Origin of the sequence: Microbacterium sp. C5A9 (assembly GCF_022627955.1) — a bacterium.
Lineage (GTDB): Bacteria > Actinomycetota > Actinomycetes > Actinomycetales > Microbacteriaceae > Microbacterium.
This window is the reverse complement of record NZ_JABXGD010000008.1, coordinates 169459-194277: the sequence shown is the minus strand read 5'-3', so window position 1 is coordinate 194277 and position 24819 is coordinate 169459. Positions and strand designations below refer to the sequence as shown.

Annotated in this window: 24 protein-coding genes; 21 read left to right on the top strand and 3 right to left on the bottom strand. The window is 68.7% G+C overall.

The features are described 5' to 3' along the window. The first annotated feature begins 51 nt into the window (after nucleotides 1-51). Together HWD99_RS15915 and HWD99_RS15910 are read left to right on the top strand one after the other, a co-directional pair. Entirely contained in the window at nucleotides 52-750 is a 699-nt protein-coding gene (locus tag HWD99_RS15915; RefSeq protein WP_241797224.1) for a 1-acyl-sn-glycerol-3-phosphate acyltransferase, read from the top strand. Between the two features lie 37 nt (nucleotides 751-787). Further along, a complete protein-coding gene (locus tag HWD99_RS15910; protein ID WP_241797159.1) occupies nucleotides 788-2128 on the top strand; it encodes a class II 3-deoxy-7-phosphoheptulonate synthase in 1341 nt (446 codons plus the stop codon). Between the two features lie 109 nt (nucleotides 2129-2237). On the opposite strand, the gene pknB is transcribed toward HWD99_RS15910, so the two are convergent. Together pknB and HWD99_RS15900 are read right to left on the bottom strand one after the other, a co-directional pair. Next, nucleotides 2238-4187 (bottom strand): Stk1 family PASTA domain-containing Ser/Thr kinase, encoded by a 1950-nt coding sequence (gene pknB / locus HWD99_RS15905; protein ID WP_241797158.1) that lies wholly within the window; start codon nucleotides 4185-4187, stop codon nucleotides 2238-2240. Nucleotides 4188-4266: 79 nt separating this feature from the next. Then, nucleotides 4267-5484, bottom strand: a complete 1218-nt coding sequence (locus tag HWD99_RS15900) for a LysM peptidoglycan-binding domain-containing protein (protein WP_241797157.1) — start codon at nucleotides 5482-5484, stop codon at nucleotides 4267-4269. Between the two features lie 188 nt (nucleotides 5485-5672). Between HWD99_RS15900 and HWD99_RS15895 the strand changes: the two genes are divergently transcribed. Continuing rightward, entirely contained in the window at nucleotides 5673-6017 is a 345-nt protein-coding gene (locus tag HWD99_RS15895) for an Rv2175c family DNA-binding protein (RefSeq protein ID WP_374205480.1), read from the top strand. Between the two features lie 72 nt (nucleotides 6018-6089). On the opposite strand, the gene HWD99_RS15890 is transcribed toward HWD99_RS15895, so the two are convergent. Beyond that, on the bottom strand, nucleotides 6090-7190 hold the full coding sequence (locus tag HWD99_RS15890) for a polyprenyl synthetase family protein (protein ID WP_241797156.1): 1101 nt from the start codon (nucleotides 7188-7190) through the stop codon (nucleotides 6090-6092). Between the two features lie 85 nt (nucleotides 7191-7275). On the opposite strand from HWD99_RS15890, the gene HWD99_RS15885 reads away from it, so the two are divergent. The 18 genes from HWD99_RS15885 to lspA all read left to right on the top strand — a co-directional run bounded on the left by HWD99_RS15885 (nucleotide 7276) and on the right by lspA (nucleotide 24819). Further along, the gene (locus HWD99_RS15885; protein ID WP_241797155.1) at nucleotides 7276-7647 is read left to right on the top strand and encodes a DUF3040 domain-containing protein; all 372 of its coding nucleotides are present in this window, start codon (nucleotides 7276-7278) and stop codon (nucleotides 7645-7647) included. 295 nt (nucleotides 7648-7942) lie between these two features. After that, complete coding sequence (gene mraZ, locus HWD99_RS15880; protein WP_194763448.1) at nucleotides 7943-8374, top strand: division/cell wall cluster transcriptional repressor MraZ; 432 nt, start codon at nucleotides 7943-7945, stop codon at nucleotides 8372-8374. Nucleotides 8375-8491: 117 nt separating this feature from the next. Beyond that, entirely contained in the window at nucleotides 8492-9430 is a 939-nt protein-coding gene (gene rsmH, locus HWD99_RS15875) for a 16S rRNA (cytosine(1402)-N(4))-methyltransferase RsmH (protein WP_241797154.1), read from the top strand. Next, nucleotides 9427-10014 carry a hypothetical protein gene (locus HWD99_RS15870; RefSeq protein ID WP_241797153.1) on the top strand — a complete coding sequence of 196 codons (588 nt, stop codon included), beginning with the start codon at nucleotides 9427-9429 and terminating at the stop codon, nucleotides 10012-10014. Before rsmH ends, HWD99_RS15870 begins: the two co-directional genes overlap by 4 nt. 38 nt (nucleotides 10015-10052) lie before the next feature. Beyond that, a complete protein-coding gene (locus HWD99_RS15865; protein ID WP_241797152.1) occupies nucleotides 10053-11840 on the top strand; it encodes a penicillin-binding protein 2 in 1788 nt (595 codons plus the stop codon). Nucleotides 11841-11866: 26 nt separating this feature from the next. Further along, nucleotides 11867-13279: a UDP-N-acetylmuramoyl-tripeptide--D-alanyl-D-alanine ligase gene (murF, locus tag HWD99_RS15860; protein WP_241797151.1), complete on the top strand. Its 1413-nt coding sequence runs from the start codon at nucleotides 11867-11869 to the stop codon at nucleotides 13277-13279. Next, nucleotides 13276-14388, top strand: a complete 1113-nt coding sequence (mraY, locus tag HWD99_RS15855; protein ID WP_241797150.1) for a phospho-N-acetylmuramoyl-pentapeptide-transferase — start codon at nucleotides 13276-13278, stop codon at nucleotides 14386-14388. Before murF ends, mraY begins: the two co-directional genes overlap by 4 nt. Further along, a complete protein-coding gene (gene murD, locus HWD99_RS15850) occupies nucleotides 14378-15916 on the top strand; it encodes a UDP-N-acetylmuramoyl-L-alanine--D-glutamate ligase (RefSeq protein WP_241797149.1) in 1539 nt (512 codons plus the stop codon). Before mraY ends, murD begins: the two co-directional genes overlap by 11 nt. Then, a complete protein-coding gene (ftsW, locus tag HWD99_RS15845; protein WP_241797148.1) occupies nucleotides 15885-17120 on the top strand; it encodes a putative lipid II flippase FtsW in 1236 nt (411 codons plus the stop codon). Before murD ends, ftsW begins: the two co-directional genes overlap by 32 nt. Further along, entirely contained in the window at nucleotides 17117-18193 is a 1077-nt protein-coding gene (locus HWD99_RS15840) for a glycosyltransferase (RefSeq protein ID WP_241797147.1), read from the top strand. The genes ftsW and HWD99_RS15840 overlap by 4 nt, the downstream gene beginning before the upstream one ends. Nucleotides 18194-18256: 63 nt before the next feature. Beyond that, on the top strand, nucleotides 18257-19654 hold the full coding sequence (murC, locus tag HWD99_RS15835) for a UDP-N-acetylmuramate--L-alanine ligase (RefSeq protein WP_241797146.1): 1398 nt from the start codon (nucleotides 18257-18259) through the stop codon (nucleotides 19652-19654). 3 nt (nucleotides 19655-19657) lie between these two features. After that, nucleotides 19658-20590: an FtsQ-type POTRA domain-containing protein gene (locus HWD99_RS15830; protein ID WP_241797145.1), complete on the top strand. Its 933-nt coding sequence runs from the start codon at nucleotides 19658-19660 to the stop codon at nucleotides 20588-20590. A 181-nt stretch (nucleotides 20591-20771) separates the two neighbouring features. Next, nucleotides 20772-21920 carry a cell division protein FtsZ gene (ftsZ, locus tag HWD99_RS15825; RefSeq protein ID WP_241797144.1) on the top strand — a complete coding sequence of 383 codons (1149 nt, stop codon included), beginning with the start codon at nucleotides 20772-20774 and terminating at the stop codon, nucleotides 21918-21920. Next, on the top strand, nucleotides 21917-22600 hold the full coding sequence (locus HWD99_RS15820) for a YggS family pyridoxal phosphate-dependent enzyme (RefSeq protein WP_241797143.1): 684 nt from the start codon (nucleotides 21917-21919) through the stop codon (nucleotides 22598-22600). The genes ftsZ and HWD99_RS15820 overlap by 4 nt, the downstream gene beginning before the upstream one ends. 43 nt (nucleotides 22601-22643) lie before the next feature. After that, nucleotides 22644-23120: a cell division protein SepF gene (locus HWD99_RS15815; RefSeq protein ID WP_241797142.1), complete on the top strand. Its 477-nt coding sequence runs from the start codon at nucleotides 22644-22646 to the stop codon at nucleotides 23118-23120. Between the two features lie 3 nt (nucleotides 23121-23123). Further along, nucleotides 23124-23420 (top strand): YggT family protein, encoded by a 297-nt coding sequence (locus HWD99_RS15810; protein WP_241797141.1) that lies wholly within the window; start codon nucleotides 23124-23126, stop codon nucleotides 23418-23420. A 154-nt stretch (nucleotides 23421-23574) separates the two neighbouring features. Then, nucleotides 23575-24171 (top strand): DivIVA domain-containing protein, encoded by a 597-nt coding sequence (locus HWD99_RS15805; protein ID WP_241797140.1) that lies wholly within the window; start codon nucleotides 23575-23577, stop codon nucleotides 24169-24171. A 75-nt stretch (nucleotides 24172-24246) separates the two neighbouring features. Further along, the gene (gene lspA / locus HWD99_RS15800; RefSeq protein WP_374205478.1) at nucleotides 24247-24819 is read left to right on the top strand and encodes a signal peptidase II; all 573 of its coding nucleotides are present in this window, start codon (nucleotides 24247-24249) and stop codon (nucleotides 24817-24819) included.

The window sequence follows — 24819 nt, the reverse complement described above, 5'->3', positions numbered from 1 at the left end:
TTGCCCGAGCGGCGCTGGCGGATGCCGATGGCGGCGATAGACTTCACCTCGATGTTCTACTGGCTGATGAAGTACGTCGTGATCGGCCCCGTGGTCAAGGCGATCTTCCGTCCCTGGGTCGTGGGGCGAGCGAACGTGCCCGCGAGCGGCGCGGCGATCCTCGCCAGCAACCATCTGTCGTTCGCCGACTCGATCTTCCTCCCGCTGATGATCGATCGGTCGATGTCCTTCCTCGCCAAGAGCGACTACTTCACCGGGCGCGGCATCAAAGGCTGGGCGACGAAGTTCTTCATGAAGGCGACGGGGCAGATCCCGATCGATCGGTCGGGCGGAAAGGCGTCCGAGGCGTCGCTCAACACCGGGCTGCAGGTTCTCGGGCGAGGCGACCTGCTCGGCATCTACCCCGAGGGCACACGCAGTCCCGACGGCAAGCTGTACCGCGGACGCACGGGACTCGCACGGATGGCGCTCGAGGCCAAGGTCCCGGTCATCCCGGTGATCATGGTCGACACCGACACGGCGATGCCGATCGGTCAGCGTCTTCCGCGCGTGGTGCGCGTGGGGATCGTCATCGGAGAGCCACTCGACTTCTCTCGATACGCGGGTATGGAGAACGACCGCTACATCCTCCGATCCGTCACCGACGAGATCATGGTCGCGCTGCAGCGACTCGGGGAGCAGCAGTACGACGACGTCTACGCGTCGACCGTCAAGGACCGCCTTCCGTCGCGCGTCACACGGCGTCCGTAGGGCGTCCCGCGCGATCCGCGAGCACTAGGCTGGAGTCATGCTCCAGCACCACATCGACGCGCTTGACGCGTGGCGCTCGCTCCCGATCAAGCAGCAGCCTCAGTGGGGCGACGCCGAGCGCGTCGCCGAGGTCTCCGCGCAGATCGCAGCGCTCCCGCCCCTGGTGTTCGCCGGCGAGGTCGACAACCTCCGCGATCGCCTGGCGCGCGCGGCATCCGGGCAGGCCTTCCTGCTTCAGGGTGGCGACTGCGCCGAGACGTTCGCCGGCGCCACCGCCGACCAGATCCGCAACCGGATCAAGACCGTCCTGCAGATGGCGGTCGTGCTGACCTATGGCGCCTCGATGCCCATCGTGAAGATGGGCCGTATGGCCGGGCAGTTCGCGAAGCCGCGATCGAGCGACACCGAGACGCGCGGCGACGTCACGCTGCCGGCGTACCGCGGCGACATCGTGAACGGCTACGACTTCACCGAGGGCTCGCGCCGCGCCGATCCCGGTCGCCTCCTGCAGGGGTACCACACGGCTGCCTCGACGCTGAACCTCATCCGGGCGTTCACGCAGGGAGGCTTCGCCGATCTCCGCGAAGTGCACTCCTGGAACAAGGGCTTCGCGCAGAACCCGGCGAACCAGCGCTACGAGCGCATGGCCGCCGAGATCGACCGCGCGATCAAGTTCATGGAGGCGGCCGGCGCCGACTTCGACGAACTCAAGCGCGTCGAGTTCTTCACCGGGCACGAGGGCCTGCTGATGGACTACGAGCGCCCGATGACCCGTATCGACTCGCGCACCGACACGCCGTTCAACACCTCGGCGCACTTCCTGTGGATCGGTGAGCGCACCCGCGAGCTCGACGGCGCCCACGTCGACTACTTCTCGAAGATCCGCAACCCGATCGGCGTCAAGCTCGGGCCCACCACGACTCCGGAGACGGCGCTCGAACTGATCGACAAGCTCGACCCGAACCGCGAGCCCGGACGTCTGACGTTCATCACCCGCATGGGCGCGGGCAAGATCCGCGACGCGCTCCCGCCGCTGCTCGAGGCCGTGCGCGACTCGGGTGCGCAGCCGCTCTGGGTCACCGACCCGATGCACGGAAACGGGATCACGACGCCGACCGGATACAAGACCCGTCGCTTCGACGACGTGGTCGACGAGGTCCGGGGCTTCTTCGAGGCGCACCGCGCGGCGGGCACCTTCCCCGGCGGCATCCACGTCGAGCTCACAGGAGACGACGTCACGGAGTGCCTCGGCGGTTCCGAGCACATCGACGAAGCCGCACTCGCCACCCGCTACGAGAGCCTGTGCGACCCGCGTCTGAACCACATGCAGTCGCTCGAACTGGCGTTCCTCGTGGCCGAGGAGCTCGAGAAGCGCTGACCGTCGCTCGCTGACGACACAGAAGAGCCGCCCTTCCCGATTGGGGAGGGCGGCTCTGTCGTCTACGGTGGTCCGTCGCCGGCCGGGCTGTCGGCTCGACGGACACGGGTCAGAAGGCGCTGCTCCGGATCTGCAGCGTGATCTCCGTGCCCTTGGCGCGTTGAGATCCACTTCCCGGGTCCGAACCGCTCACCTCTGTGAAGTCGTTCGGGAAGGCGTTCCAGATCCCGTTCCACGTCGGGGTGAACCCGGCATCGCGGATCTCCTGGGCAGCCTCGTCCCTGGTCATGCCCTTGACGTCCGGCACGGGGAACAGCTCCGGTCCCTTGGACACGATGAGCGTCACGGTGTCTCCCGGGCGGCGGTTGCCCTCTTCGGCGCGATCCTGCACGCCCATCACGATGTCCTTGGCGACATCGTCGCTGAAGCGGTAGTCGATCTCGCCGGACACGGTGACCTGCTTGTCGGCGAGGGTGCGCGTGGCCTCATCGACCGACATCCCCGAGACGTCGGGGAAGGCGCCGGCCGACACGTAGAGCTCGACGGAGTCGTCTTCGAGCAGCTCGCAGCCGTCGCCGCACCCGTAGACCTCCGCGCCGTCGCGAGGCGTCACGAACGCGTTGATCACACGTCCGGCCTCGGCATCGGAGAAGAGGATCAGCGGAGTCTCCGCCACGTTGACCTCGATGTCGGCGAGATAGTCCCTCGCCTCCTGCTCCGTCTTGCCGTTCAGCGCCTCGACGGCGTGTGACGCCGGGCCGACCGAGACGAACACCGTGATCTCGGTGCCCTTGTCGAGTCGGGCACCCTCGTCGGGATCGGTTCGGATCGTCACGTCGCGTGCGACGTCGATGGAGTTCTCCTCGCCCCGCACGGGCACGAAGCCTTCGGCGGTCAGCGCGGCGGCCGCTTCGTCGTAGGTCTGTCCGGCGACCCCCGGCACAGCGATCAGCGATCCCGGTCCGGAGCCGAACCACCAGCCGACTCCGCCGGCGACCATGGCCAGCAGGAGAACGAGAGTCAGCAGGAAGGCTCCGCGAGCACGCCGTTTCGCGGACCGTCGCCGGAGCAGCGTCGCGTTGTCGACCGTCTCTGAGGCGGGCGCCTCGGACGAGCTCGGCAGCACCATCGTGTTCGGCATGACCTTCGTGAGGTCGGCCGAATCGGACTGCGCGCGCTGAGACGCCGTGGCAGCGGCGACCGCGGGGGCGATCCCGAGACCGCGCTCGATCTCGCGCAGCCGCTCGAGCATCTGCTGGGCGTCGTCCGGACGCTCGTCGGGGGACTTCTCGGTCGCCCAGAGCACGAGCTCGTCGAGCTGCTCGGGGACTCCCGGGTTGCGGACGCTGGGGCGGGGGACCGACTCGGTCGCGTGCTGGAAGGCGATCTGCATCGGCTGCTCGCCCTTGTAGGGCTGCTCGCCGACGAGCATCTCGTAGAGCATGATGCCGAGAGCGTAGATGTCGCTGCGCGCATCCGCCGTTCCTCGCGTGACGAGCTCGGGAGCGAGATAGGCGATGGTGCCGAGCAGCTGCTGCCCGGTCGCGGTGTTCGCCGTCGTCGCGCGGGCGAGACCGAAGTCGCCGATCTTGATGCGGCCGTCTTCGGCGAGCAGCACGTTCTCGGGCTTCACATCCCGATGGACGATCCCTGCGCGGTGCGCGGCCGAGAGCCCGGCGAGCACGGCGTCCATGATCGTGATCGTCTGCGGCACGGTGAGCCGCTTCTGCTCGCGCAGGAGCTCGCGCAGCGTGATCCCGGGCAGGTACTCCATGACCAGGTAGGCCAGCTCGCCGTCCTGGCCCTGGTCGAAGACGTTGACGACGTGCGGGTCCGCCAGGCGCGCGGCTGCTCGAGCCTCCTGGATGAACCTGCTCTGGAACGCCGAATCGTCGCTGAGGTGCGCGTGCATCACCTTGAGCGCGATGCGCCGCTCGAGGCGGAGGTCGGTCGCCACGTAGACCGTGGCCATCCCTCCGCGTGCGATGCGGGCGCGGACCCGGTACCGACCGTCGACGAGCCGCCCGATGAGGGGGTCGGCCTGCTGATTGGTCGTCACGTCAAGATTCTATTGATGACTGCCTGAAAGCACCGGGAACGGCTCGCCCCTCGACCCTGCACGTTTACCCGGAAGCGGGTCACCCGTGCTGAGCGAGCCACTGATACGCCTGGGTCTCCCACTGGCCGTAGCGGTCGGGATACGCCGAGATCTGCACGGCCTGCGCGGCGTCGGTGAACGGCATGTCCTGCCATCCGCCGATGTCGAGCAGGCCTCGGGTGCGCTGTCCGTTCGGATCTCCGGCGCCGCCGAAGAACACCCGCGTGCTCCGGTCGGCGTCGACGGCCTGCTCGGGCGTGCCCCATCCGGTGCTGGGTCGCTGCTGGAACAGGCCGAGCGAATCCCGGTCGCCGTAGTTCACATTGCGCAGGCTGGACTCGACCATCGCGGTCGCGAGCGCGATGGCTATCGCGCGATCCGACACGCCGAGGTCCCGGCCCACCGCGATGATCAACCGTGCGTTGGCGGCCTGCTCCCCGTCGAGGCCCGCGGACAGCTGGGGCGGGGGACCGGCGGGCTCCGCCGCAGCGGGGGCGGGGGCGGGAGCGGGGGGCCCAGCGGGAGCGGCGGCGACGAGGATGCTCTGACCCGGGTAGATGATCGCGTCGCGGCCCAGGCCGTTGAGCGCGAGGAGGATCGCGGTCGTGGTCCCGTACCTCTGTGCGATGCCGAAGAGAGTGTCGCCTGCGGCGACGGCGTGCGTCGTTCCGCCGGTCGCTGTCGCTGCGGGTGCCGGAGCGGCGACCGGCGCGGGGGCCGGTGGGGCGACCGGTGCAGAAGCCGCAGGGCCGGAGACCGCGAGAGTCTGACCCGGGTAGATCACCGACGACCGGTCGAGGCCGTTGGCTGCGAGCACGCTGTCGACCGTCGTGCCGTACTTCTGCGCGATTCCGAACACCGTGTCTCCGGAGACGACTGTGTGCGAGGCGGCAGCGACCGGTGCCGGTGTGGCAGCCGGTGCGGGCGCCGAGGCTCCGGTGAGGGCGAGCGTCTGACCCGGGTGGATGACGGACCTCCAGCTCAGGCCGTTCCATGCGAGCACGTCGGCGGTGCGGAGCGCGAACCTGGTGGCGATCGTGTAGACGCTGTCGCCGGGCTGCACGGTGTACGACGCAGGAGCCGCCTCGGTGGAGACCACGCGGGTGGGAAGCGCGTCGAGCCGCTGAACCGTGGGCGTGCTGGCGGCGGCTGCCGGGGCCGGCGCTGCGGCCAGGGCTCCGGAGAGGGTTCCGAGAACCGCTGCGGGGACTCCCAGCCGGAGGTAGCGCGTTCGACGCGCGGCGGTGTGCGTTGTCAAGGTGGGTCTCCCTTGGTCGGCGTCCGCCCACGCTGTCACGTCTGTATACGGAAGTCAACAGAAGTGACGCATGTTAAGGACGTGGCAGGAGTGAAGAAAATGCGGTGAGCGTCAAGAGGTGAGATAGTGGCAGGGTGTCTGCGCAGTCTGAGAATCACCCCGCCGAGAACCCGTCGACCGCCGAGCAGATCGGCGACGCGGGAGTGACCCCCACCGAGTGGCTCACGATGCCCGATCTCGTCGAGGTGCTGGACGAACCCCTCGGTCGCGTCCGCAGGCTCATCGACGAGCACTACCTCGTGGGCTCCCGCCGTTCCGGGGTGTTCGCCGTGCCGTCCGTCTTCATCGTCGACGGCCACCCGCTGCCGTCGCTGCGCGGCACCATCATCGTTCTCCAGGACGCGGGGTTCAGCGACGACGAGGTCGTCGACTGGCTGCTCGCCGACGAGGAGACGCTCGGCCGCTCGCCGATCGCCGCGCTGCTCGCCGGGCACAAGAGCGCGGTCCGTCGCCTCGCCCGCACTCTCGCCTGATACGCCGCAGGCCGCGATTCACGCAGCGGGCCGCGCGCCCCAGGGCGGGATGCCGCTCGCGGCGAGCCTGGTTCAGGCCGTTCGCACCGTCGCTGCACGGGCGAGATCCCGAAGGCCGCCCACGGCGGCGTTGTCGAGTCGTGCCCCGGAGAGAGCGCGGTCGGCCTCCACCGCGTAGTCCGAGATCATCGTCTCCACCCGCTCGAGGGCGCCCGACGCCGAGATCGTCGCCTGCAGGAAGGCGATCTGTTCGGCGGTGAGCTCCGGGTCGCCGAGCATCTCGTCGAAGAGAGTCCGGGTCGAGGTCTCGAGCGTCTGCCGCGTGAGCGCGACCAGCACGGTGCGCTTGCCCTCTCGCAGGTCGTCGCCGGCGGGCTTGCCGGTGACGGACGCGTCTCCGAAGACGCCGAGCACGTCATCGCGCAGCTGGAACGCCATGCCGACGGGGTGGCCGAACCGGCGCAGGGCGAGGAGCTGGTCTTCGTCGGCATCGGCGATCGCGGCTCCGAGCACGAGCGGCTGCTCGATGCTGTATCGGGCGGACTTGAGCGAGACGACCCGGAGCGCGCGCTCGACGTGCGAGTCCGTGGCGTTCACGCTCCACGCGGATTCCTCGGCGATGTCCAGGAACTGGCCCACGGTGACGTCGCGTCGCATCCGGGCGTACTCACGGCGGACGGACGGCGCATGGGGGAGTGCGGCGACGGCGTCCTCGAACAGGTCGTCGCTCCAGGCGACGAGCAGGTCTCCGAGCAGGATCGCCGAGGAGCGGCCGAAAGCCGCGGCGTCACCCCACCAGCCGGAGTCGCGGTGCGATCGTTCCAGAGCGCGATGTGCGGCCGGCCGGCCTCGACGCGTGTCGGAGTTGTCGATGAGGTCGTCATGCACCAGCGCCGCCGACTGGAAGATCTCGAGCGACGCGCAGACGTCCCAGAGTGCGGAGGGTTCGACGGCCGTGCGGTCGCCGAATCGGGCGACGCCCTGCCATCCGGCATGGCAGAAGCGGGCCCGCAGTCGCTTGCCGCCCACCAGCGTGTCGGCGGCCGAGTCGATCAGCGCGGAGGCATCAGGGCCGTACTCTGCGGACTCGACGCGCATCCTCTCGAGGAAGGAGTGCAGGCGTTCGGCGACGGCGTCGGGGACGAGTGTGGGGGACGGCACGACTCCCAGCATACGTAAAGCCAATCAGGGCTCCGACAGCTAGCCTCAGGCGACATACCGCGCGTAGAATGGACGGACGATACCCGAGGGGGATGAAATGCCACTCTCCGAACAGGAGCAGCGTCTGCTCGACGAGATGGAGCGCCATCTCCTGCACAACGACGCCGATGTCGTGAGCGCGCCGTCAGGCGACCGAGCTCTCAGCTACCGAAATCTCGTGTACGGAGCACTTCTGCTCCTCGCCGGCGTCGGCGGACTGATCGTGGGCGTCGTCCTCGGTGACGTCTGGGGTGTCGTGGTGGGCGTCGTCGGGTTCGCGGCGATGCTGGGTGGCGTCATGCTGGCGGTGACTCCCGTGCGCAAGCCCGTCTCGGCGGCTCCTCGCGAGCGTGCCGCCAAGCAGCACAGTTCCGCATCCTTCATGGATCGCATGAACGACCGATGGGATCGGCGGCAGGACGGTCACTGACCCTCCTCCACTACTTCTTCTGAAGGCCCGGATGCTCTGAGCATCCGGGCCTTCGTCGTTCTCGGATGCGTCGCACGTCGTCTTCGACGGGCGAGAGGGCCCAACTCGCTCCACTCGTCCTCCACTCGCCCTCCACTGACGCTCCACTCCTCTCCACCGCGTGATCTCGCGGTTCCCCTGCGCGCTCTCGGCGCCCAGGGGTGCTTTTCTGCCAATTGACCGTAGGTTTGTGGAGGAAAGTGGAGTAAAGTGGGGCGCACCTCGAGTTGGCCGGACGTAGAGGGGGTGATGGCTGATGTTGCTGGGAACGCATTCTCCGAAGCTGGACGACAAGGGCAGGGTCATCCTCCCCGCGAAGTTCCGCGAGGACCTCGGTGGCGGCATCGTCGTCACACGAGGGCAGGAACGCTGCCTGTACGTCTTCAGCACGGCCGAGTTCGAGGCGATGCACGAGCGGATCCGTCAGGCGCCGCTCGCGAACAAACAGGCGCGTGACTTCATGCGCCTGTTCCTCTCCGGAGCGAGTGCGGAGATGCCCGACAGCCAGAACCGCATCACCATTCCCGCGCACCTCCGTCAGTACGCGGGTCTGCAGAAGGAGCTCATCGTCACCGGAGTCGGCGCGCACGCCGAGATCTGGGATGCCGAGAGCTGGAACACCTACCTCGCGGCCGGCGAGGAGTCGTACTCCGAACTCGAGCAGGAGGTGATCCCGGGACTGTTCTGACCACGGCTGTGATGCCCCGCCGCTCCCGCCCCGACACACTTCCCCGGTGCCGGGTCGAGAAGCGGAGGGGGATCAGGGCCCTGGTCACCGAGATACAGAGATCACCCGAGAGAGATCATGAGCCTCCGCGACATCCACACCCCCGTACTGCTCGAGCGCTGCATCGAGCTGCTCGCTCCCGCCCTCCAGCACGACGGAGCGGTGCTGGTCGATGCCACGCTCGGCATGGGCGGGCATTCCGAGGCTCTGCTCGAGCGCTTCCCGAACATCCGTCTGGTGGGTCTCGACCGAGACACCGACGCGCTGCGGATCGCGGGGGAGCGCCTCGCGCGCTTCGCCGACCGGATCACTCTCGTGCACACCGTGTATGACGAGATCGGCCTGCACGCCCAGGGCGCTGCGGGCATCCTCTTCGATCTCGGAGTGTCCTCCCTGCAGCTCGACGAGGCGGAGCGCGGGTTCGCGTACTCGAAGGATGCCCCGCTCGACATGCGCATGGATCAGACGAAGGGCGTCACCGCCGCCGAGGTCGTCGCCACGTACAGCGAGGGCAACCTCCGTCGCATCTTCGAGCGCTACGGCGAGGAGAAGCTCGCAGGGCGCTACGCACGATTCATCATCGCCGCCCGTGAGAAGCAGCCGATCACGCGCTCGGGCGAGCTCGTCGAGATCCTCATCGCCGCCACGCCGGCCGCGGCACAGCGCGCAGGTCACCCCGCCAAGCGTGTCTTCCAGGCGCTGCGCATCGAGGTCAACGCCGAGCTCAACGTCCTGGCCGATGCGATCCCCTCGGCCATGGATGCCCTCTCCGTCGGCGGACGGATCGTCGTGATGTCGTACCAGTCGCTCGAGGACAGACTCGTCAAGCAGGCCTTCGCCGCCGGTGCCGCCTCCACCACGCCCCCGGGGCTCCCGGTCGAGCTCCCCGAGCACGCACCGCGGTTCAGAATCATCACGCGCGGCGCCGAACTCGCCGATGACGAGGAACGGGCCCGCAACCCGCGGGCCATCCCCGTGCGCCTGCGCGCCGCCGAGAAGATCAGGGAGAGCGCATGAGCCTCAACGCCGCCGTCCGCAAGCCGCGCGCCCTGCCTGCGCCGCCGGACCGCTCGAGCGACCGCGCCCCGAGTCGTCGCCTGCAGCCCGTCACCGGCACGCCCGTGCGCCGCAAGCCGAAGCTCGCCTATGCGCTCGTCGCCCTGGCGGGAGCGATGGCGATCGGCGCCGCGCAGATCGGTCTCTCGCTGGCGATCACCCAGGACTCCTTCGTGCTCGCCGGGCTCTCGTCGCAGCAGCACGAACTCGATCTCCGCACAGATGCGCTGCAGGAGGACCTGACCGGCATGAGCTCGCCGCAGTCGCTCGCGACCAGCGCCGCGAATCTCGGCATGATCGTCGCCGGCTCGCCCTCCTATCTCCGACTCAGCGACGGCGCCGTGTTCGGAGCCGTCACCGGAGCGGGGGGCGTGTCCACGATCAACCCCAACGGCGCCGGCGCGGTGAGCAACGCGCTGCTGCAGAATCCGGCGGTCGCTCCGACCACGGCAGAGGAGCCCGCTGCGCCGGATGCCGCGCAGCCGCCGGCTCAGGAGCTGCCGCCCGCGATCACCGACGGGCTCCCGAGCCCCACGACCCGCTGACCGATCCCACGACCATCACGAACTGACGGAGACAGTCCATGACGACACGAGCCACCCGGAGTCCCCGGCGACGCACGGTCGTCGCGCTGGCCGTCATCCTCGCGATCCTGGCCGCGTTCGTCGTGCGTCTGATCGACATCCAGGTGGTGAAGGCCGATGAGCACGTCAGCGAGTCGCTCAAGTACATCTCGGTGGGGACACCGCTGCCCGGACAGCGCGGATCGATCGTCGACGCCGACGGCACCGTGCTCGCCGAGAGCGTGACGGTCTACGACTGGAACATCGATCCGCAGGTCGTCTTCCTCCTCGAGGACGACGAGAAGAACCCCCCTGAGATCCCCTGGGCCGAGGCGGCGCAGCGCATCGCCGAGATCACCGGTCTCGACGCCGAGACCCTGCGCACCGAGGTCGAGTCGCAGCATGCCGCCGATCCCGACTCGCGCTGGTATCAGGTGAAGAAGGGGCTCACCACCGAGCAGCACATCGAGCTCAAGGACCTCAAGGCGCAGGGCCTGCCCTACATGCACTTCACCGCGCGGGAGACGCGCGTGTACCCGAACGGCGCCGTGGCAGGCAACGTGATCGGGTACCTGAACGGCGAGGGGGAGGCGCAGGCGGGCATCGAGAAGATGGACAGTCAGTGCCTCGCACCCACCGACGGCGAGGAGAGCTACCGCACGGGCAAGGACGGCGTGATCATCCCCGGCAGCGAGACCAGGGTCGATGCGGTCGACGGCGGCGCCGTGCAGCTGACGATCAACAGCGACCTGCAGTGGTACATGCAGCAGATGATCGCGGAAGAGGCCCAGGCGCAGGGCGCCAAGGGCGGCACCGTCACGGTCGTCGAGGTGAAGACGGGCAAGATCCGCGCCGCGGCGGAATGGCCGACGATGGATCCCAACGACCTGGACGCCTCCGGATCGAGCACGTGGGGGAGCATGCTGTTCTCCCGCACCTTCGAACCGGGGTCGACGTTCAAAGCCGTCACCGCCGCAGCAGTCATGGAGAACGCCGGCGTGACGATGACCAGTCCGACCGTCACCGCCTCGTCGCACGAGAAGTTCGAGAACGGCGCCGTCATCAACGACGCGTTCGTGCACCCCGCGTTCCAGTACACGCTCGCCGGCGCGCTGATCGACTCGTCCAACGTGGCGCTGTCGAAGTTCGGCACGATGGTGAGCCCCGACGTGCGCTACGACTACCTGCAGCGGTTCGGGGTCGGGGAGCCGACCGTCGGATTCCCGAACGAGCAGGGCGGCGAACTGCATCCGACCGCGGACTGGGACAACCAGTCGCTGTACACGACGACGTTCGGCCAGTACTTCACCGTCACCGCCCCGCAGGTGGCCGGCGCCTACCAGGCGATCGCGAACGGCGGGGAGAAGATCGACCTCTCGCTGATCGAGTCGTGCACGGCTGCCGATGGCACGGTCGTCACGCCGGACGCACCGGAGCACGATCAGATCATCGCGCCGCAGACCGCCGCCGACCTGACCCGGATGCTCGAGAACGTTGCCGTGCAGGGCGGCAACGCCGAGCGCATCGAGGTCCCGGGCTACCGGGTCACCAGCAAGACCGGTACGGCGCAGGTGCCTGACGGCAACGGCGGCTACAAGCAGGGCATCTACTACACCAGCATGGTGGGCTTCGCGCCGGTCGACGACCCGCAGTACGTCGTCGTGGTGACGCTCGACGAGCCGACTAGAATTACATCGTCTGCTGCTACCGCCCCGGCCTTCCAGAAGGCGATGACCCAGACCATGAAGACCTACCGCGTGATGCCATCCTCCACTCCGATGGACGCGCTTCTTCCCAAGTTCGAATAGTCGGCGCTTCCGCGCCTGGAGACGTCATGATCGCCCTGTCGCTTGCTGAGATCGCCGCCGTCCTCGGGGGTGAGCTCAGGCTTGCCGGACCCGCCACCGCGGACACCGTCGTGGACGGTGTCGTCGACACCGACTCGCGCACGATGGCTCCCGGATCGATCTTCGTCGCCAAGCCGGGCGCCGAGACCGACGGGCACCGTTTCGTCGGCGCTGCGCTCGAGGCGGGTGCGGCGCTCGCGATCGTGGAGCACCCCGTCGACGACGAGATCTCGCAGATCGTCGTCGCGGATGCCGTCGCGGCCCTCGCCGATCTCGCCCGCGAGGTCGCCGCGCGCGTGCGCGCGGGCGGCGGGCTCAAGATCGTGGGCATCACCGGTTCCAACGGCAAGACGACCACCAAGAACTTCCTGGCGCGCATCCTGTCGGACGAAGGGGAGACGGTCTCGCCGATCGCGTCGTACAACAACGAGGTCGGCGCACCGGTCACGATGCTCCGCGTCACGCACGACACACGCTTCCTCGTCAGCGAGTTCGGTGCGGATGCGCCGGGCAGCATCGCGCGCCTCGCCGGGCTCGTCGAGCCCGACGTCGTCGTCGTGCTGATGGTGGGCATGGCGCACGCCGGCGGTTTCGGCGGCATCGAGGCGACCGCGAAGGCGAAGTCCGAACTCGTCTCCGCTGCGATCCCGAGCGGGACAGCCGTGCTCAACGTCGACGACCCGCGCGTCTCCGCGATGCGCGGTCTGGCCGAATCCCGCGGCATGACCGTGGTCGGCTTCGGTCAGAGCGACGCCGCCGATGTGCGGGCGCAGGATCTCGAGGTCACCGCCGCCGGCACGACCTGCCTGATCGAGGCCGCGGGGGAGCGGCTTCCGCTGCGACTGCGGGTGCTCGGGGCACACCACGTGAACAACGCTCTGGCCGCGATCGCGGCAGCGGGCGTGCTCGGCGTGTCCGCTGCCGATGCCGTCGCGCGGCTGGAGACGGTCGAGATCGCCGAGCGCTGGCGCATGCAGCCGCTGGGCAGCGATCGCGTGCGCATCATCAACGACGCATACAACGCGAGCCCAGACTCCATGGCCGCCGCCCTGCGCACCCTCGCCCAGATCACCGGTCCCGAGGAGCGCACCGTCGCCGTGCTCGGCGCGATGAGCGAGCTGGGCGAGACGGCGGGCGAGGAGCACGACCGCATCGGTCTTCTCGCGGTGCGGCTGAACATCCAGCGCATCGTGGTGGTGGGTCCGGAGGCGCGCAGGCTCTTCATCTCCGCCATCGGGGAGGGGTCATGGGACAGCGAAGCGGTCTTCTTCCCTGACCAGGACGCGGCATTCGAGTACCTCCGCACCGAGCTCCGCGACGGCGACCGCGTGCTCGTGAAGTCCTCCAACTCCGTGGGCCTCCGGCATCTCGGCGATCGTCTGGGAGAATTGTTCTCGTGAGGTCACTCATCATGGCGGCGGCCATCTCGCTCGCCTTCACTCTCTTCCTGACTCCCGTCTTCCTGCGGCTCTTCCGCAAGTGGGGCTGGGGGCAGGTCATCCGCACGCCCGAGGCCGTCGAGAACCCGAACCACGAGGCCAAACGCGGCACCCCGACCATGGGCGGCGTGATCTTCATCGTCGGCACGATGGTCGGGTACTTCACCGGCGTCTACGTCGGCGGGGGGACTCCCGCGCTCTCCGCGCTGCTGGTGATGTGGCTGATGGTGGGATTCGGCGTGGTCGGCTTCATCGACGACTACATGAAGGTCCGCAGTCAGCGCAGCCTCGGGCTCTCCGGCTGGCGGAAGATCATCGGCCAGCTGCTCGTCATGATCCCCTTCGGCATCGTCGCGCTGAACTTCCCCAACCAGTTCGACCAGACACCGGCATCCGGGTCGATCTCGCTCTTCCGCGACATCCCCTGGCTCAACCTGTTCGCGTTCACCGCGATCGTCGGCTGGGCGCTCTACCTCCTCTGGATCTCCGTGATCGGCGTCGCGACGTCGAACAGCGTGAACCTCACCGACGGTCTCGACGGCCTCGCGGCCGGAGCAGGCGTGCTGGTCGTGAGCGCCTACAGCCTCATCGCCTTCTGGCAGTTCAAGCAGTCGTGCGTCGGCGAGGGTGTCGAGAAGGCCGCGATCAGCGGATGCTACGAGGTGCGCGACCCCTTCAGCCTGGCGATCGTCGCGGCATCGTTCGGGGCCAGCCTCATAGGATTCCTCTGGTGGAATGCGCCGAAGGCCAAGGTCTTCATGGGCGACGTGGGCTCGATGGCCATCGGCGGCGTGATCACCGCGATGGCCATCCTCACCCGCACCGAGCTGCTCCTCTTCGTGATCGCCGGCGTCTTCGTGCTCGCCTCGGGCTCGGTGATCCTGCAGCGTGCGTACTTCAAGATCACGCGCGGCAAGCGCCTCTTCCTGATGAGTCCCTTCCACCACCACCTCGAGATGCGCGGCTGGTCGGAGGTCACGATCGTCGTGCGCATGTGGATCATCGCCGGTCTGCTCGCGGTGTCGGCCGTCGGTCTCTTCTACGTCGAATGGCTGACCCGTGTCGGCTGAGTCGAGGCTGTCGACGCTCACCAGCTGGAATGCCGACTGGACCGGCCTGCGGGTCGCGGTTCTGGGACTGTCGATGACGGGGTTCTCCGTCGCAGACACGCTGGCGGAGCTGGGTGCGGACGTGCTCGTGCTCAGCGAATCGGCCGAAGAGGAGTACGCGCGCCTTCTCCCGGTCATCGGCGCGCGCCTCGAGCTCGGTTCGCTCCAGACCGTTCCGGCGGTGCTCAGCGACTTCGCGCCCGAGGTGATCGTCGCCTCTCCCGGCTTCTCGCCCTCGCATCCGGTGATCCGGTGGGCGCAGGACGAGGGGATCGCGGTCTGGGGCGACGTCGAGCTCGCCTGGCGGGTTCGCGACAAGGTCGTCCGTCCGGACGGCACGCCCGCGGACTGGGTGCTCATCACCGGCACGAACGGCAAGACGACGACGACCCAGCTCACGGCCTCGCTTCTCGTCGCCGGCGGCCTGCGCGCGGCGCCCTGCGGGAACATCGGGGTCCCGGTTCTCGACGCGGTCCGCGACCCGGCGGGCTTCGACGTCTTCGTGGTCGAGCTGTCCAGCCATCAGCTCTGGTATCTGGGGCTCTCCGAGCCGGAGGGGGAGCTCTATCCGTACTCCTCCGTCTGCCTCAACCTCGCAGACGATCATCTGGTCTGGCACGGCAGTGCCGCCGCGTACCGCGACGCCAAGGCGCTCGTCTATCGCAACACCCGTGTCGCGTGCGTCTACAACAAGGCAGACCTCGCCACGCGCCGCATGGTCGAGGAGGCCGAGGTGGTCGACGGCGCGCGCGCCATCGGCTTCGACCTGGGCACTCCCGGTCCGAGCGATCTCGGCGTCGTCGAGGGTCTGCTCGTCGATCGGGCCTTCCTCGACGACCGGGCGCGCAGCGCGCTGGAGCTCACCACCGTCGCCGACCTGCAGGAGGCCGGTCTCGCGGCGCCGCACATCGTCCAGAACATCCTCGCGGCCAGCGCTCTCGCCCGTTCTCTCGACGTCGCGCCCGAGGCGATCCAGTCCGCGCTGCAGGATTTCCGCCTCGACGCGCATCGCATCCAGGTGATCGCGCGTCATCGCGGCATCACCTGGGTCGACGACTCCAAAGCCACGAACCCGCATGCGGCGGCCTCATCGCTGCGCGCGTACCCCGGCGCGGTCTGGGTCGTGGGCGGTGACCTCAAGGGTGTCGACATCGCCGATCTCATCGCCACGGTCGGAACGACCGCGCGCGCCGCGGTCGTGATCGGCGTCGTGCGCGACGACGTCGTCGCGGCATTCGAGCGACACGCGCCGACGGTGCCGGTGTTCGAGGTGGATGCTGGTGAGACTGGACAGGTCATGAACCGTGTCGTGGAGATCGCGGCAGGGATCGTCGAGGGCGAGGGCACAGTTCTTCTGGCTCCCGCAGCGGCATCCTTCGATCAGTTCTCCAGCTACGCGGATCGAGGACACCGCTTCGCCGAAGCGGTGCGGGACTGGATAGACCGGGGGAGCGCCGATGACGCAGGTCGCACGCCCCCCGCGCTCTGAGTCCGACGGCTCAGGTCGCGGCCTCGCCGCCCGGGTCTCGCTCGGGCGCCGGTTCACCCCGGTGTCCACCGAGTTCCTGATGATCGCCTCGGCAGCACTGATGCTGACGATCTTCGGCCTCGTCATGGTCCTGTCCGCGACCAGCGCGACCGCCGTCTCCCGCGGGGAGAACCCGATGGACGGTGCGCTGCGTCAGGGGATCTTCGCCGTTCTCGGCATCCCGCTCATGTTCGTGATCTCGCGGGCGCCCATCGCCTTCCTCAAGAAGATGGCCTGGCCGGCCCTGTTCGGCGCGATCGCACTCCAGCTGCTCGTCTTCACGCCGCTCGGCATCGAGGACGGCGGCAACAGGAACTGGATCAAGATCGCCGGGTTCACGCTCCAGCCCTCCGAGTTCCTGAAGCTCGCCCTGGCCGTGTGGATCGGCTATGTGCTCATGCGCAAGCGCACGATGCTCGGCACCTGGCATCAGGTCTTCATCCCGGTCGTCCCGGTCGGGGCGCTGGCGATCGGAACCGTGCTCGCCGGAAAGGACCTCGGCACGGCGATGGTCCTCGTCCTCGTGCTGCTCGGATGCCTGTTCTTCTCGGGCGTGAAGCTCCGACTCTTCATCCTCCCCGTCCTCCTCGGCGTCGTCGCGGTCATCGCTCTGGCTGTCACGAGCCCGGACCGCATGCGTCGCATCACGGCCACCTGCTCCGACATGTCGGCGTACACCGGCGACTGCTACCAGTCGATCCACGGCGTCTGGGGCATGGCCTCCGGCGGGATCTTCGGCGTGGGTCTCGGCAACTCGCAGGAGAAGTACGGCTGGCTTCCGGCCGCGGGAAACGACTTCATCTTCGCGATCGTGGGCGAGGAGCTCGGTCTGATCGGCTGCATCGTCGTGCTCGCGCTGTTCACGCTGTTCACGGTCGGTGCGTTCCATGTCATCCGCAAGACCGCCGACCCGTTCATCCGGGTCGCGGCCGGCGGCATCACCGTCTGGATCACCGGGCAGGCGGTGCTCAACATCGGCGTCGTGATCGGCGTGTTCCCGGTCATGGGCGTTCCGCTGCCGTTCATGTCGCAGGGCGGCACCGCGCTCCTCGCCGTCCTCATCGCCTGCGGCGTGCTCCTCGCTTTCGCGCGCACGCTTCCCGTGCCCGAGGCGCGTGCGGCTGCGCGGTCGACCTCGGCGGGGCGGGGTAAGGTCACACGGTGACCACGTACCTTCTCGCCGGCGGGGGAACCGCCGGACACGTCAACCCCCTGCTCGCCGTCGCCGACGGACTCCGCGCCCGCGACCCCGAGGCCGAGGTCCTGGTCCTCGGGACCGCCGAGGGACTCGAATCCCGGCTCGTCCCGGAACGCGGCTACGAGCTGCTCATCGTCGACAAGGTCCCTTTTCCGCGTCGACCGAACGCCCAGGCCGCGGCGTTCCCCGCGCGGTTCCGTCGAGCGATCGCCCAGGTGCGCGACCACATCCGTGCGCACGGCGTCGAGGTGGTGGTCGGCTTCGGCGGATACGCCTCCGCGCCCGCCTACATCGCCGCACGACGCGAGGGCGTGCCTTTCGTCGTGCACGAGGCGAACGCGAAGCCCGGACTCGCGAACGTGCTCGGCGCGCGACGCGCGGCAGCCACCGGCGTCGCCTTCGAGGGGACCCGGCTGCGCGGCGGCGAGGTCGTCGGCATGCCGCTGCGACGTGAGGTCATCGAACTCGACCGGGCCGCCGCGCGACACGAGGCGGCGGCGTACTTCGGCCTCGATCCGGCGCGCCCCGTGCTTCTCGTCTTCGGCGGATCACTGGGAGCCCAGCGACTGAACGAGGCCCTCGCCGATTCGTGGGGCGATGTGCTCGCCGCGGGGTGGCAGCTGCTGCACGTCACGGGCGAGCGGAGCCAGCTCGAGGATCCCGAGGTCCCGGGCTATGCCCTGCGACGCTACGTCGACCGCATGGACCTCGCCTTCGCGGTCGCCGACCTCATCGTCTCGCGCTCGGGCGCGGCGACTGTCAGCGAGATCAGCGCACTGGGCCTGCCCGCCCTGTACGTGCCGTACTCGGTGGGCAACGGCGAGCAGCGACTCAATGCGGCATCCGCCGTCGCTGCCGGAGCGGCGCGGCTGCTCGACGACGCGACGTTCGACGGCGACGCGGTGCGACGCCACGTGATCCCGCTCCTGAAGGATCCGCAGCGCATCGCCTCGATGGCGAAGGCGGCCGAGACGGTCGGCACCCGCAGCGGTACCGACAACGTCATCGCGCTCGTCGATCGAGCCCTCGCATCCTCCTGACACCGCCGTCGTCCCTCATCGCGACGACGCAACGTTCCCAGCGAAAAGTAGACTGAACCCGACATGATCAGACCTGACCTCTCCCTCCCGATCCCCGAGTCGATCACCGCCGCGCACTTCATCGGAATCGGCGGATCCGGCATGAGCGGGCTCGCGAAGATGTTCCTCGACGCCGGTATCCGCGTCTCCGGAAGCGACCGCGCCGACAGCGACAACCTCCGTGCTCTCGCCGCCGCCGGTGCCACGGTGCACGTCGGTCACGACGCCGCGCATCTCGGCGATGCCGACACCGTCGTCCACACGGGTGCCATCTGGCCGGAGAACCCCGAGTTCCTCCTCGCCAAGGAGCGCGGTCTGCACGTCATCCACCGTTCGCAGGCCCTGCATTGGCTGATCGGCTCGCGCAGGCTGGTGTCTGTCGCGGGTGCGCACGGCAAGACGACGTCGACCGGGATGATCGTGACGGCGCTGCAGGCGCTGGACGCGGATCCGAACTTCGTCAACGGCGGTGTGATCGAGCAGCTGGGAGTGTCGAGCGCCACCGGCACGGGCGACCTGTTCGTGATCGAGGCCGACGAGTCGGACGGCACGTTCCTGCTCTACGACACCGCCGTCGCCCTGATCACGAACGTCGACCCGGATCACCTCGACCACTACGGGTCGGACGAGGCCTTCCACGACGCGTTCGTGCGCTTCGCCGACGCGGCGACAGAGGCGGTCGTGATCTCGAGCGACGACCCCGGTGCGCTGCGTGTCGGCGCGGGCCTGTCGCATCCGAACGTCATCACCTTCGGTCAGGCCGAGGGAGCCGACGTCCGGGTGTCGGACGTCGTGGCCGCCGGCCCGGTCGCCGCGACGATCGCCCACGGTGCCGACAGCGTGCGACTGCAGCTCGCGGTGCCCGGTGTGCACAACGCGATCAACGCGGCAGGTGCCATCACGGTGCTCCTCGCACTCGGCTACGGTCTCGAGGAGTCCGCGCGCGCCGTGGCGGGCTTCGCCGGCACCGTCCGCCGCCTCGAGCAGCACGGGGTCGAACGAGGCGTCACCGTCTACGACGACTACTCGCACCACCCGACCGAGGTCCGTGCGGCCCTCGAGGCCATGCGCTCGATCGCCGGCTCCGGCCGCATCATCGCCATCCAGCAGCCTCACACCTACTCGCGTACGCAGCACATGTACCAGGAGTTCGCCGACGTCCTCGAGACGTTCGCCGATCACACCGTGATGCTCGACGTGTACGGCGCCCGGGAGGACCCGGTGCCCGGCGTCACCGGCGAGCTCGTCAGCGGGGCGTTCCATGATCCGGACAACGTGCACTTCGTGGCCGACTGGCAGCAGGCCGCCGACTACACGGCCACCGTCGCTCGAGACGGCGATTTCGTCATCACGCTCGGCTGCGGCAACGTCTACCAGATCATCCCGCAGGTGCTCGAGTCGCTGCGGACCACCGGGGTATAGCCGATGCGTCGTCCGCCTCCGCTGCCCGTCGCGCCCGAGGGCGCGGCCGGGGGAGAAGCGCGCGACGCCCCGCGCAGGCGTGGGCGGGCGCGCGGCACGTACGACGAATCGGAATCGGCTCCCAACGCCGCGGACGCTCGTCCGATTCTCGAGGACTCCGACACGGATGCCGGTGAGCGCCCGACGTCGAACATGGATGTGTGGCGCGCCGCACGGGCGCGACGCAAGGCGCTGCGCGCCGAGATCCGTCGGTTCACCCAGCGATCGCGCCGACGCCGCATCGTCTGGCTGAGTGCGATCGGTGCCGTCGTGCTGCTCGTCGGCGGCAGCGCCGCAGCGGCGTACAGTCCGCTCTTCGCGGTCGATCGCGTCACTGTGGTGGGTGCGACGACTCTCGATGCCGCAGCGGTCGAGAGCGCCCTCGCGGGGCAGATCGGCACTCCGCTGGCACTGGTCGATGCGAGCGAGATCAAGGCCGCGCTGCTCGCCTTCCCGCTGATCGAGACGTACTCCCTCGAAGCGAAGCCGCCCCACGATCTCACGGTGCGCATCGTGGAGCGGACGCCCGTGGGGGTGATCCGGTCGGATGCCGGATACACCCTCGTCGACGCGGCCGGTGTGGCACTGTCGACGACGGCTGACCAACCCGCGGGGCAGCCGCTGCTCGAGATCGAGGGAGGCACGGATTCGGATGCCTTCGAGAGTGCGGGCCTCGTCATCCGGTCGCTTCCCGCCGATGTGCGCGCCGGGCTCACGGGCGTGCGGGCTTCCACGCGCGACGATGTCACATTGACCGTGAGCTCCGGGCTCGTCGTCGTCTGGGGCAGCTCCGAGAACTCGCCTCTGAAGAGCGAGGCGCTCGCGAAGGCCCTCATCGCGAAGCCGGATGCGTCGTCGATCGACGTGACATCGCCGCACGCGGTCGTCATCGGCTGACGTTTCGACGGCAAACGGGCGACACGCCCGTGTCGCTGCGTGCGCGCGCAGGCGCGGCGCTTACCTTCGAACAAGAGAAACCAATACCGGGAAATACTTTACACCTCTAGTTGAGGTTTAAGGTTCAAGCCCACAGGTTTCCCGCACACATACAACAGGCTCGATTATTCGGAGGCCGGCCATGAGCCAGAACCAGAACTACCTCGCCGTGATCAAGGTCGTCGGCGTCGGCGGTGGCGGCGTCAACGCCGTCAACCGCATGATCGAGCTCGGTCTCCGCGGAGTCGAGTTCATCGCTGTCAACACCGACGCCCAGGCGCTGCTCATGAGTGACGCCGACGTCAAGCTCGACGTCGGACGCGAGCTCACCCGCGGCCTCGGCGCCGGCGCCGACCCCGAGGTGGGTCGCCGCGCCGCAGAGGACCACGCAGAGGAGATCGAACAGGCTCTCACCGGTGCCGACATGGTCTTCGTCACCGCCGGAGAGGGTGGCGGCACGGGAACCGGCGGCGCTCCCGTCGTGGCACGGATCGCCAAGTCGATCGGCGCGCTGACCATCGGTGTCGTCACGAAGCCGTTCTCCTTCGAGGGACGCCGCCGCCAGAGCCAGGCCGAAGCCGGCGTCTCGAAGCTGAAGGAAGAGGTCGACACCCTCATCGTGGTGCCGAACGACCGTCTTCTCGAGATCAGCGACCGCGGCATCTCGATGATCGAGGCCTTCGCCACCGCCGACCAGGTGCTCCTCGCGGGTGTCCAGGGCATCACGGACCTCATCACGACCCCCGGTCTCATCAACCTCGACTTCGCCGATGTGAAGTCGGTCATGCAGGGTGCGGGCTCCGCGCTCATGGGCATCGGCTCCGCGCGCGGTGCCGATCGGGCCATCAAGGCCGCCGAGCTCGCGGTCGAGTCCCCGCTGCTCGAAGCCAGCATCGAGGGTGCGCACGGCGTGCTCCTCTCGATCCAGGGTGGCTCCAACCTCGGGATCTTCGAGATCCACGACGCCGCCGACCTCGTCAAGGAGGCCGCGCACCCCGAGGCGAACATCATCTTCGGTACGGTCATCGACGACACGCTCGGCGACGAGGTGCGCGTGACCGTGATCGCGGCGGGCTTCGACAGCGGCGAGCCGACGCTCCGTCTCGACCCGATGGTCGTCAGCCGGCCCGCGGCGGCGACGCTGCCCGAGGTCGCTCTGCCCAGCGACGAGGAAGCCGCACCCGCGGCCGAGAAGCGCGAGCCCGAGCCCGTGCAGCAGCGCACGACGCAGACGAGCATCGAGCCTGCTTTCGCCGACGACGACATCGACATCCCCGAATTCCTCAAGTGAGTGACCTGGCAGCGCGGCTGTCGGCGATCGATCTTCGCATCGCCGACGCCGCGCGAGCCGCGGGGCGTGACCCCGATGAGCTGACCAGGATCGTGGTGACGAAGTTCCACCCCGCGCCGCTAGTGACGGAGCTGCGCGCTCTGGGGGTCCGCGAGGTGGGGGAGAACCGCCAGCAGGAGCTCTCGGCGAAGCGCGAGGAGCTCGCGGGGCTCGAGGATGTGCGCTGGCACTTCATCGGGCAGGCGCAGACCAACAAGGCCTCCGCGATCCGCCGCAGTGCGGACGCCGTCCACTCGGTGGACCGCTCGCGTCTTGCGGATGCCCTGCACCGTGCGGCGGAGGGCGACGACGTCCTCGACGTCCTCGTGCAGGTGAACCTCACCGACGACCCCGGTCGCGGAGGGGTCGAACCCGCTGAGGCGGCTCGGCTCGCCGAGCACATCGGCGGCCTGCCGTCGCTCCGCCTGCGTGGCGTCATGGCCGTGGCGCCGCTCGATGAGGAACCCGCGTCGGCCTTCGCCCGCCTTCGCGCGGTCGCAGACGACGTGCGCGCCGTCGAGCCCGCCGCGGACTGGATCTCCGCAGGGATGACCGGAGACTTCGCCGAGGCGATCGCCGCCGGTGCGACACACCTGCGGATCGGCTCCGCAATCACAGGCCCCCGCCCCGACCGGGGTTAACCTGTGAACAGACCCGCCCGAAACGTTCGAACCGGAGGACACGATGGGTAACCCACTGAAGAAGACCATGGTGTATCTCGGCCTCGCAGACGAGGAAGAGGTCTACGAGGAGGAGACGCAGGCCCCGGCCCGCTCTCAGCAGCGTGACCGTGACCGAGACCGCGAAGAGCCGGCTCCGGCTCCCGTCACCCCGCTGCGTCGTCCCGTCGCCGTGCGTCAGCCCGCAGGAGGGGCAGTGAACGAGATCCTCACCGTGCACCCGAAGCAGTACCGCGATGCTCAGCTCATCGCCGAGAGCTTCCGCGAGGGTGTGCCGGTCATCATCAACCTGTCCCAGATGAGCGACGCCGACGCGCGTCGGCTGATCGACTTCGCGAGCGGCCTCTCGCTCGGCCTGTACGGCCGTATCGAGCGCGTCACCTCGAAGGTCTTCCTGCTCTCGCCGGAGAACATCGCGGTGTCCGGTCACGGGGGCATCGCGCACGCAGACGCCGAGTCTGCGGGCTTCGACCACTCGTAACCCGTGGGGGTCGTCTCCGTCTTCGCGAGCATCATCCACCTGATGCTCCTGCTGTACCTTCTGGTGCTCTTCGCGCGGCTCATCCTGGACTACATCCCGATGTTCAATCGGGAGTGGCGTCCGAAGGGTGCAGGGCTCGTCGCCGCCGAGGTCGTGTACACGATCACCGATCCGCCGGTCCGGTTCTTCCGGCGGATCATCCCGCCGCTGCGCATCGGTTCGATCTCCCTGGATTTCGGATTCTCCATCACGATCCTGATCGTGCTGATCCTGATGAACATCGTGGGGATCTTCTTCTGACATCGCTGTGACTTCGGCGCGCTCGAGTGTCGCGTCGTCGCAACGGTCAGACTCGGGGGCTATGCTTGGCTCCCAGGTGCGCGCCCCGGGTTCGCGCCACATCTCGACCACGCCATTCTCGAAACTGGCAACCGAACTCATCGAAGGAGCCACCATGGCACTTACCCCGGATGACGTCGTCACCAAGCAGTTCCAGCACGTCCGCTTCAAGGACGGCTTCGACCCCGACGAGGTCGACGACTTCCTCGACGAGATCGTCATCGAGTGGCGCAAGGCCCTCGAAGAGAACGCCGAGCTGAAGGCCAAGCTGGCCGCATTCGAGTCCGGCGCGACGCCGGTCCCCGCTGCCGCCGAGGCTCCGGCCCCCGCAGCCGAGGCGACTCCGGCTCCCGCGGCGCAGGCCGAGCCCGCTCCGTCGGGTTCTGCGACCGCCACCGCAGGCATCATCGAGCTGGCTCAGCGCCTGCACGACGAGCACGTCGCCGAGGGTGAGGCCAAGCGTGCCCAGCTCATCGCCGACGCGGAGGGCGAGGTCAACCGCATCCGCACCGAGGCCGAGGCCAAGCAGCGCGAGGAGTCGGCACGGCTCGAGCGCGAGCGCAACACGCTCGAGGCACGCATCACCGAGCTCCGCAACTTCGAGCGCGACTACCGCTCGCAGCTGCGCGGCTACATCGAGGGTCAGCTCCGCGACCTCGACGAGAAGTCGACGTCGACGGACTCGACTCCGGTTTCCGCGATCGGACTGTAGGTCGTCCTTTTGCCAGGACGATCCCCCCTTCGTCGGTCGGCGGCCGGCACGATCGTTGCGATTCTCGCAGCGCTCGTGCTGGCCGCCGATCAGTTCGTGAAGTACCTCACGGTCGAGAACCTGCCCCTGCAGGAGCCCGTTCCGGTTCTCGGTGAGTTCCTTCAGCTGTACTACGTGCGCAACCCCGGTGCCGCCTTCTCGCTCGGCTCGGATGTCACGTGGATCTTCACCATCGCGCTCGCTGTCGTCGCCGCGGTGATCGTGTGGAAGGCCTTCGGTCTGAGGTCGCGCCTCTGGGCCGTCGTGCTCGGATGCCTGCTCGGCGGGGTGCTGGGAAACCTCACCGACCGCCTCCTGCGTGAGCCCGGCTTCCCCATGGGGCATGTCGTCGACATGATCTCGATGCCGTGGATGATGCCGGCGATCTTCAACATCGCCGACATCTTCATCGTCACCGGAATGATCTCGGTGGCGCTCCTGGTCGTCGTGGGCCTCCGTTTCGACGGGACTCGCGAGCGCGACCACGCGCCCGTCGAGAACGACGAGCAGGCCGAAGCCGCCGCCGTCGCCGATGAGACGCCGCACGTCAGGGGTGAGCGCGGCGACTCCGACGCCGCGGCCGGCGCGACCGCATCGGACGGTCGCTGA

What these genes read in the sequence shown, in the direction of transcription:
- HWD99_RS15915 (WP_241797224.1), top strand. Translation starts at nt 52, where the DNA reads ATGTTCTACTGGCTGATGAAGTACGTCGTGATCGGCCCCGTGGTCAAG.
- HWD99_RS15910 (WP_241797159.1), top strand. Translation starts at nt 788, where the DNA reads ATGCTCCAGCACCACATCGACGCGCTTGACGCGTGGCGCTCGCTCCCG.
- HWD99_RS15890 (WP_241797156.1), bottom strand. Translation starts at nt 7,190, where the DNA reads ATGCTGGGAGTCGTGCCGTCCCCCACACTCGTCCCCGACGCCGTCGCC.
- HWD99_RS15885 (WP_241797155.1), top strand. Translation starts at nt 7,276, where the DNA reads ATGCCACTCTCCGAACAGGAGCAGCGTCTGCTCGACGAGATGGAGCGC.
- mraZ (WP_194763448.1), top strand. Translation starts at nt 7,943, where the DNA reads ATGTTGCTGGGAACGCATTCTCCGAAGCTGGACGACAAGGGCAGGGTC.
- rsmH (WP_241797154.1), top strand. Translation starts at nt 8,492, where the DNA reads ATGAGCCTCCGCGACATCCACACCCCCGTACTGCTCGAGCGCTGCATC.
- HWD99_RS15870 (WP_241797153.1), top strand. Translation starts at nt 9,427, where the DNA reads ATGAGCCTCAACGCCGCCGTCCGCAAGCCGCGCGCCCTGCCTGCGCCG.
- HWD99_RS15865 (WP_241797152.1), top strand. Translation starts at nt 10,053, where the DNA reads ATGACGACACGAGCCACCCGGAGTCCCCGGCGACGCACGGTCGTCGCG.
- murF (WP_241797151.1), top strand. Translation starts at nt 11,867, where the DNA reads ATGATCGCCCTGTCGCTTGCTGAGATCGCCGCCGTCCTCGGGGGTGAG.
- ftsW (WP_241797148.1), top strand. Translation starts at nt 15,885, where the DNA reads ATGACGCAGGTCGCACGCCCCCCGCGCTCTGAGTCCGACGGCTCAGGT.
- murC (WP_241797146.1), top strand. Translation starts at nt 18,257, where the DNA reads ATGATCAGACCTGACCTCTCCCTCCCGATCCCCGAGTCGATCACCGCC.
- HWD99_RS15830 (WP_241797145.1), top strand. Translation starts at nt 19,658, where the DNA reads ATGCGTCGTCCGCCTCCGCTGCCCGTCGCGCCCGAGGGCGCGGCCGGG.
- ftsZ (WP_241797144.1), top strand. Translation starts at nt 20,772, where the DNA reads ATGAGCCAGAACCAGAACTACCTCGCCGTGATCAAGGTCGTCGGCGTC.
- HWD99_RS15815 (WP_241797142.1), top strand. Translation starts at nt 22,644, where the DNA reads ATGGGTAACCCACTGAAGAAGACCATGGTGTATCTCGGCCTCGCAGAC.
- HWD99_RS15805 (WP_241797140.1), top strand. Translation starts at nt 23,575, where the DNA reads ATGGCACTTACCCCGGATGACGTCGTCACCAAGCAGTTCCAGCACGTC.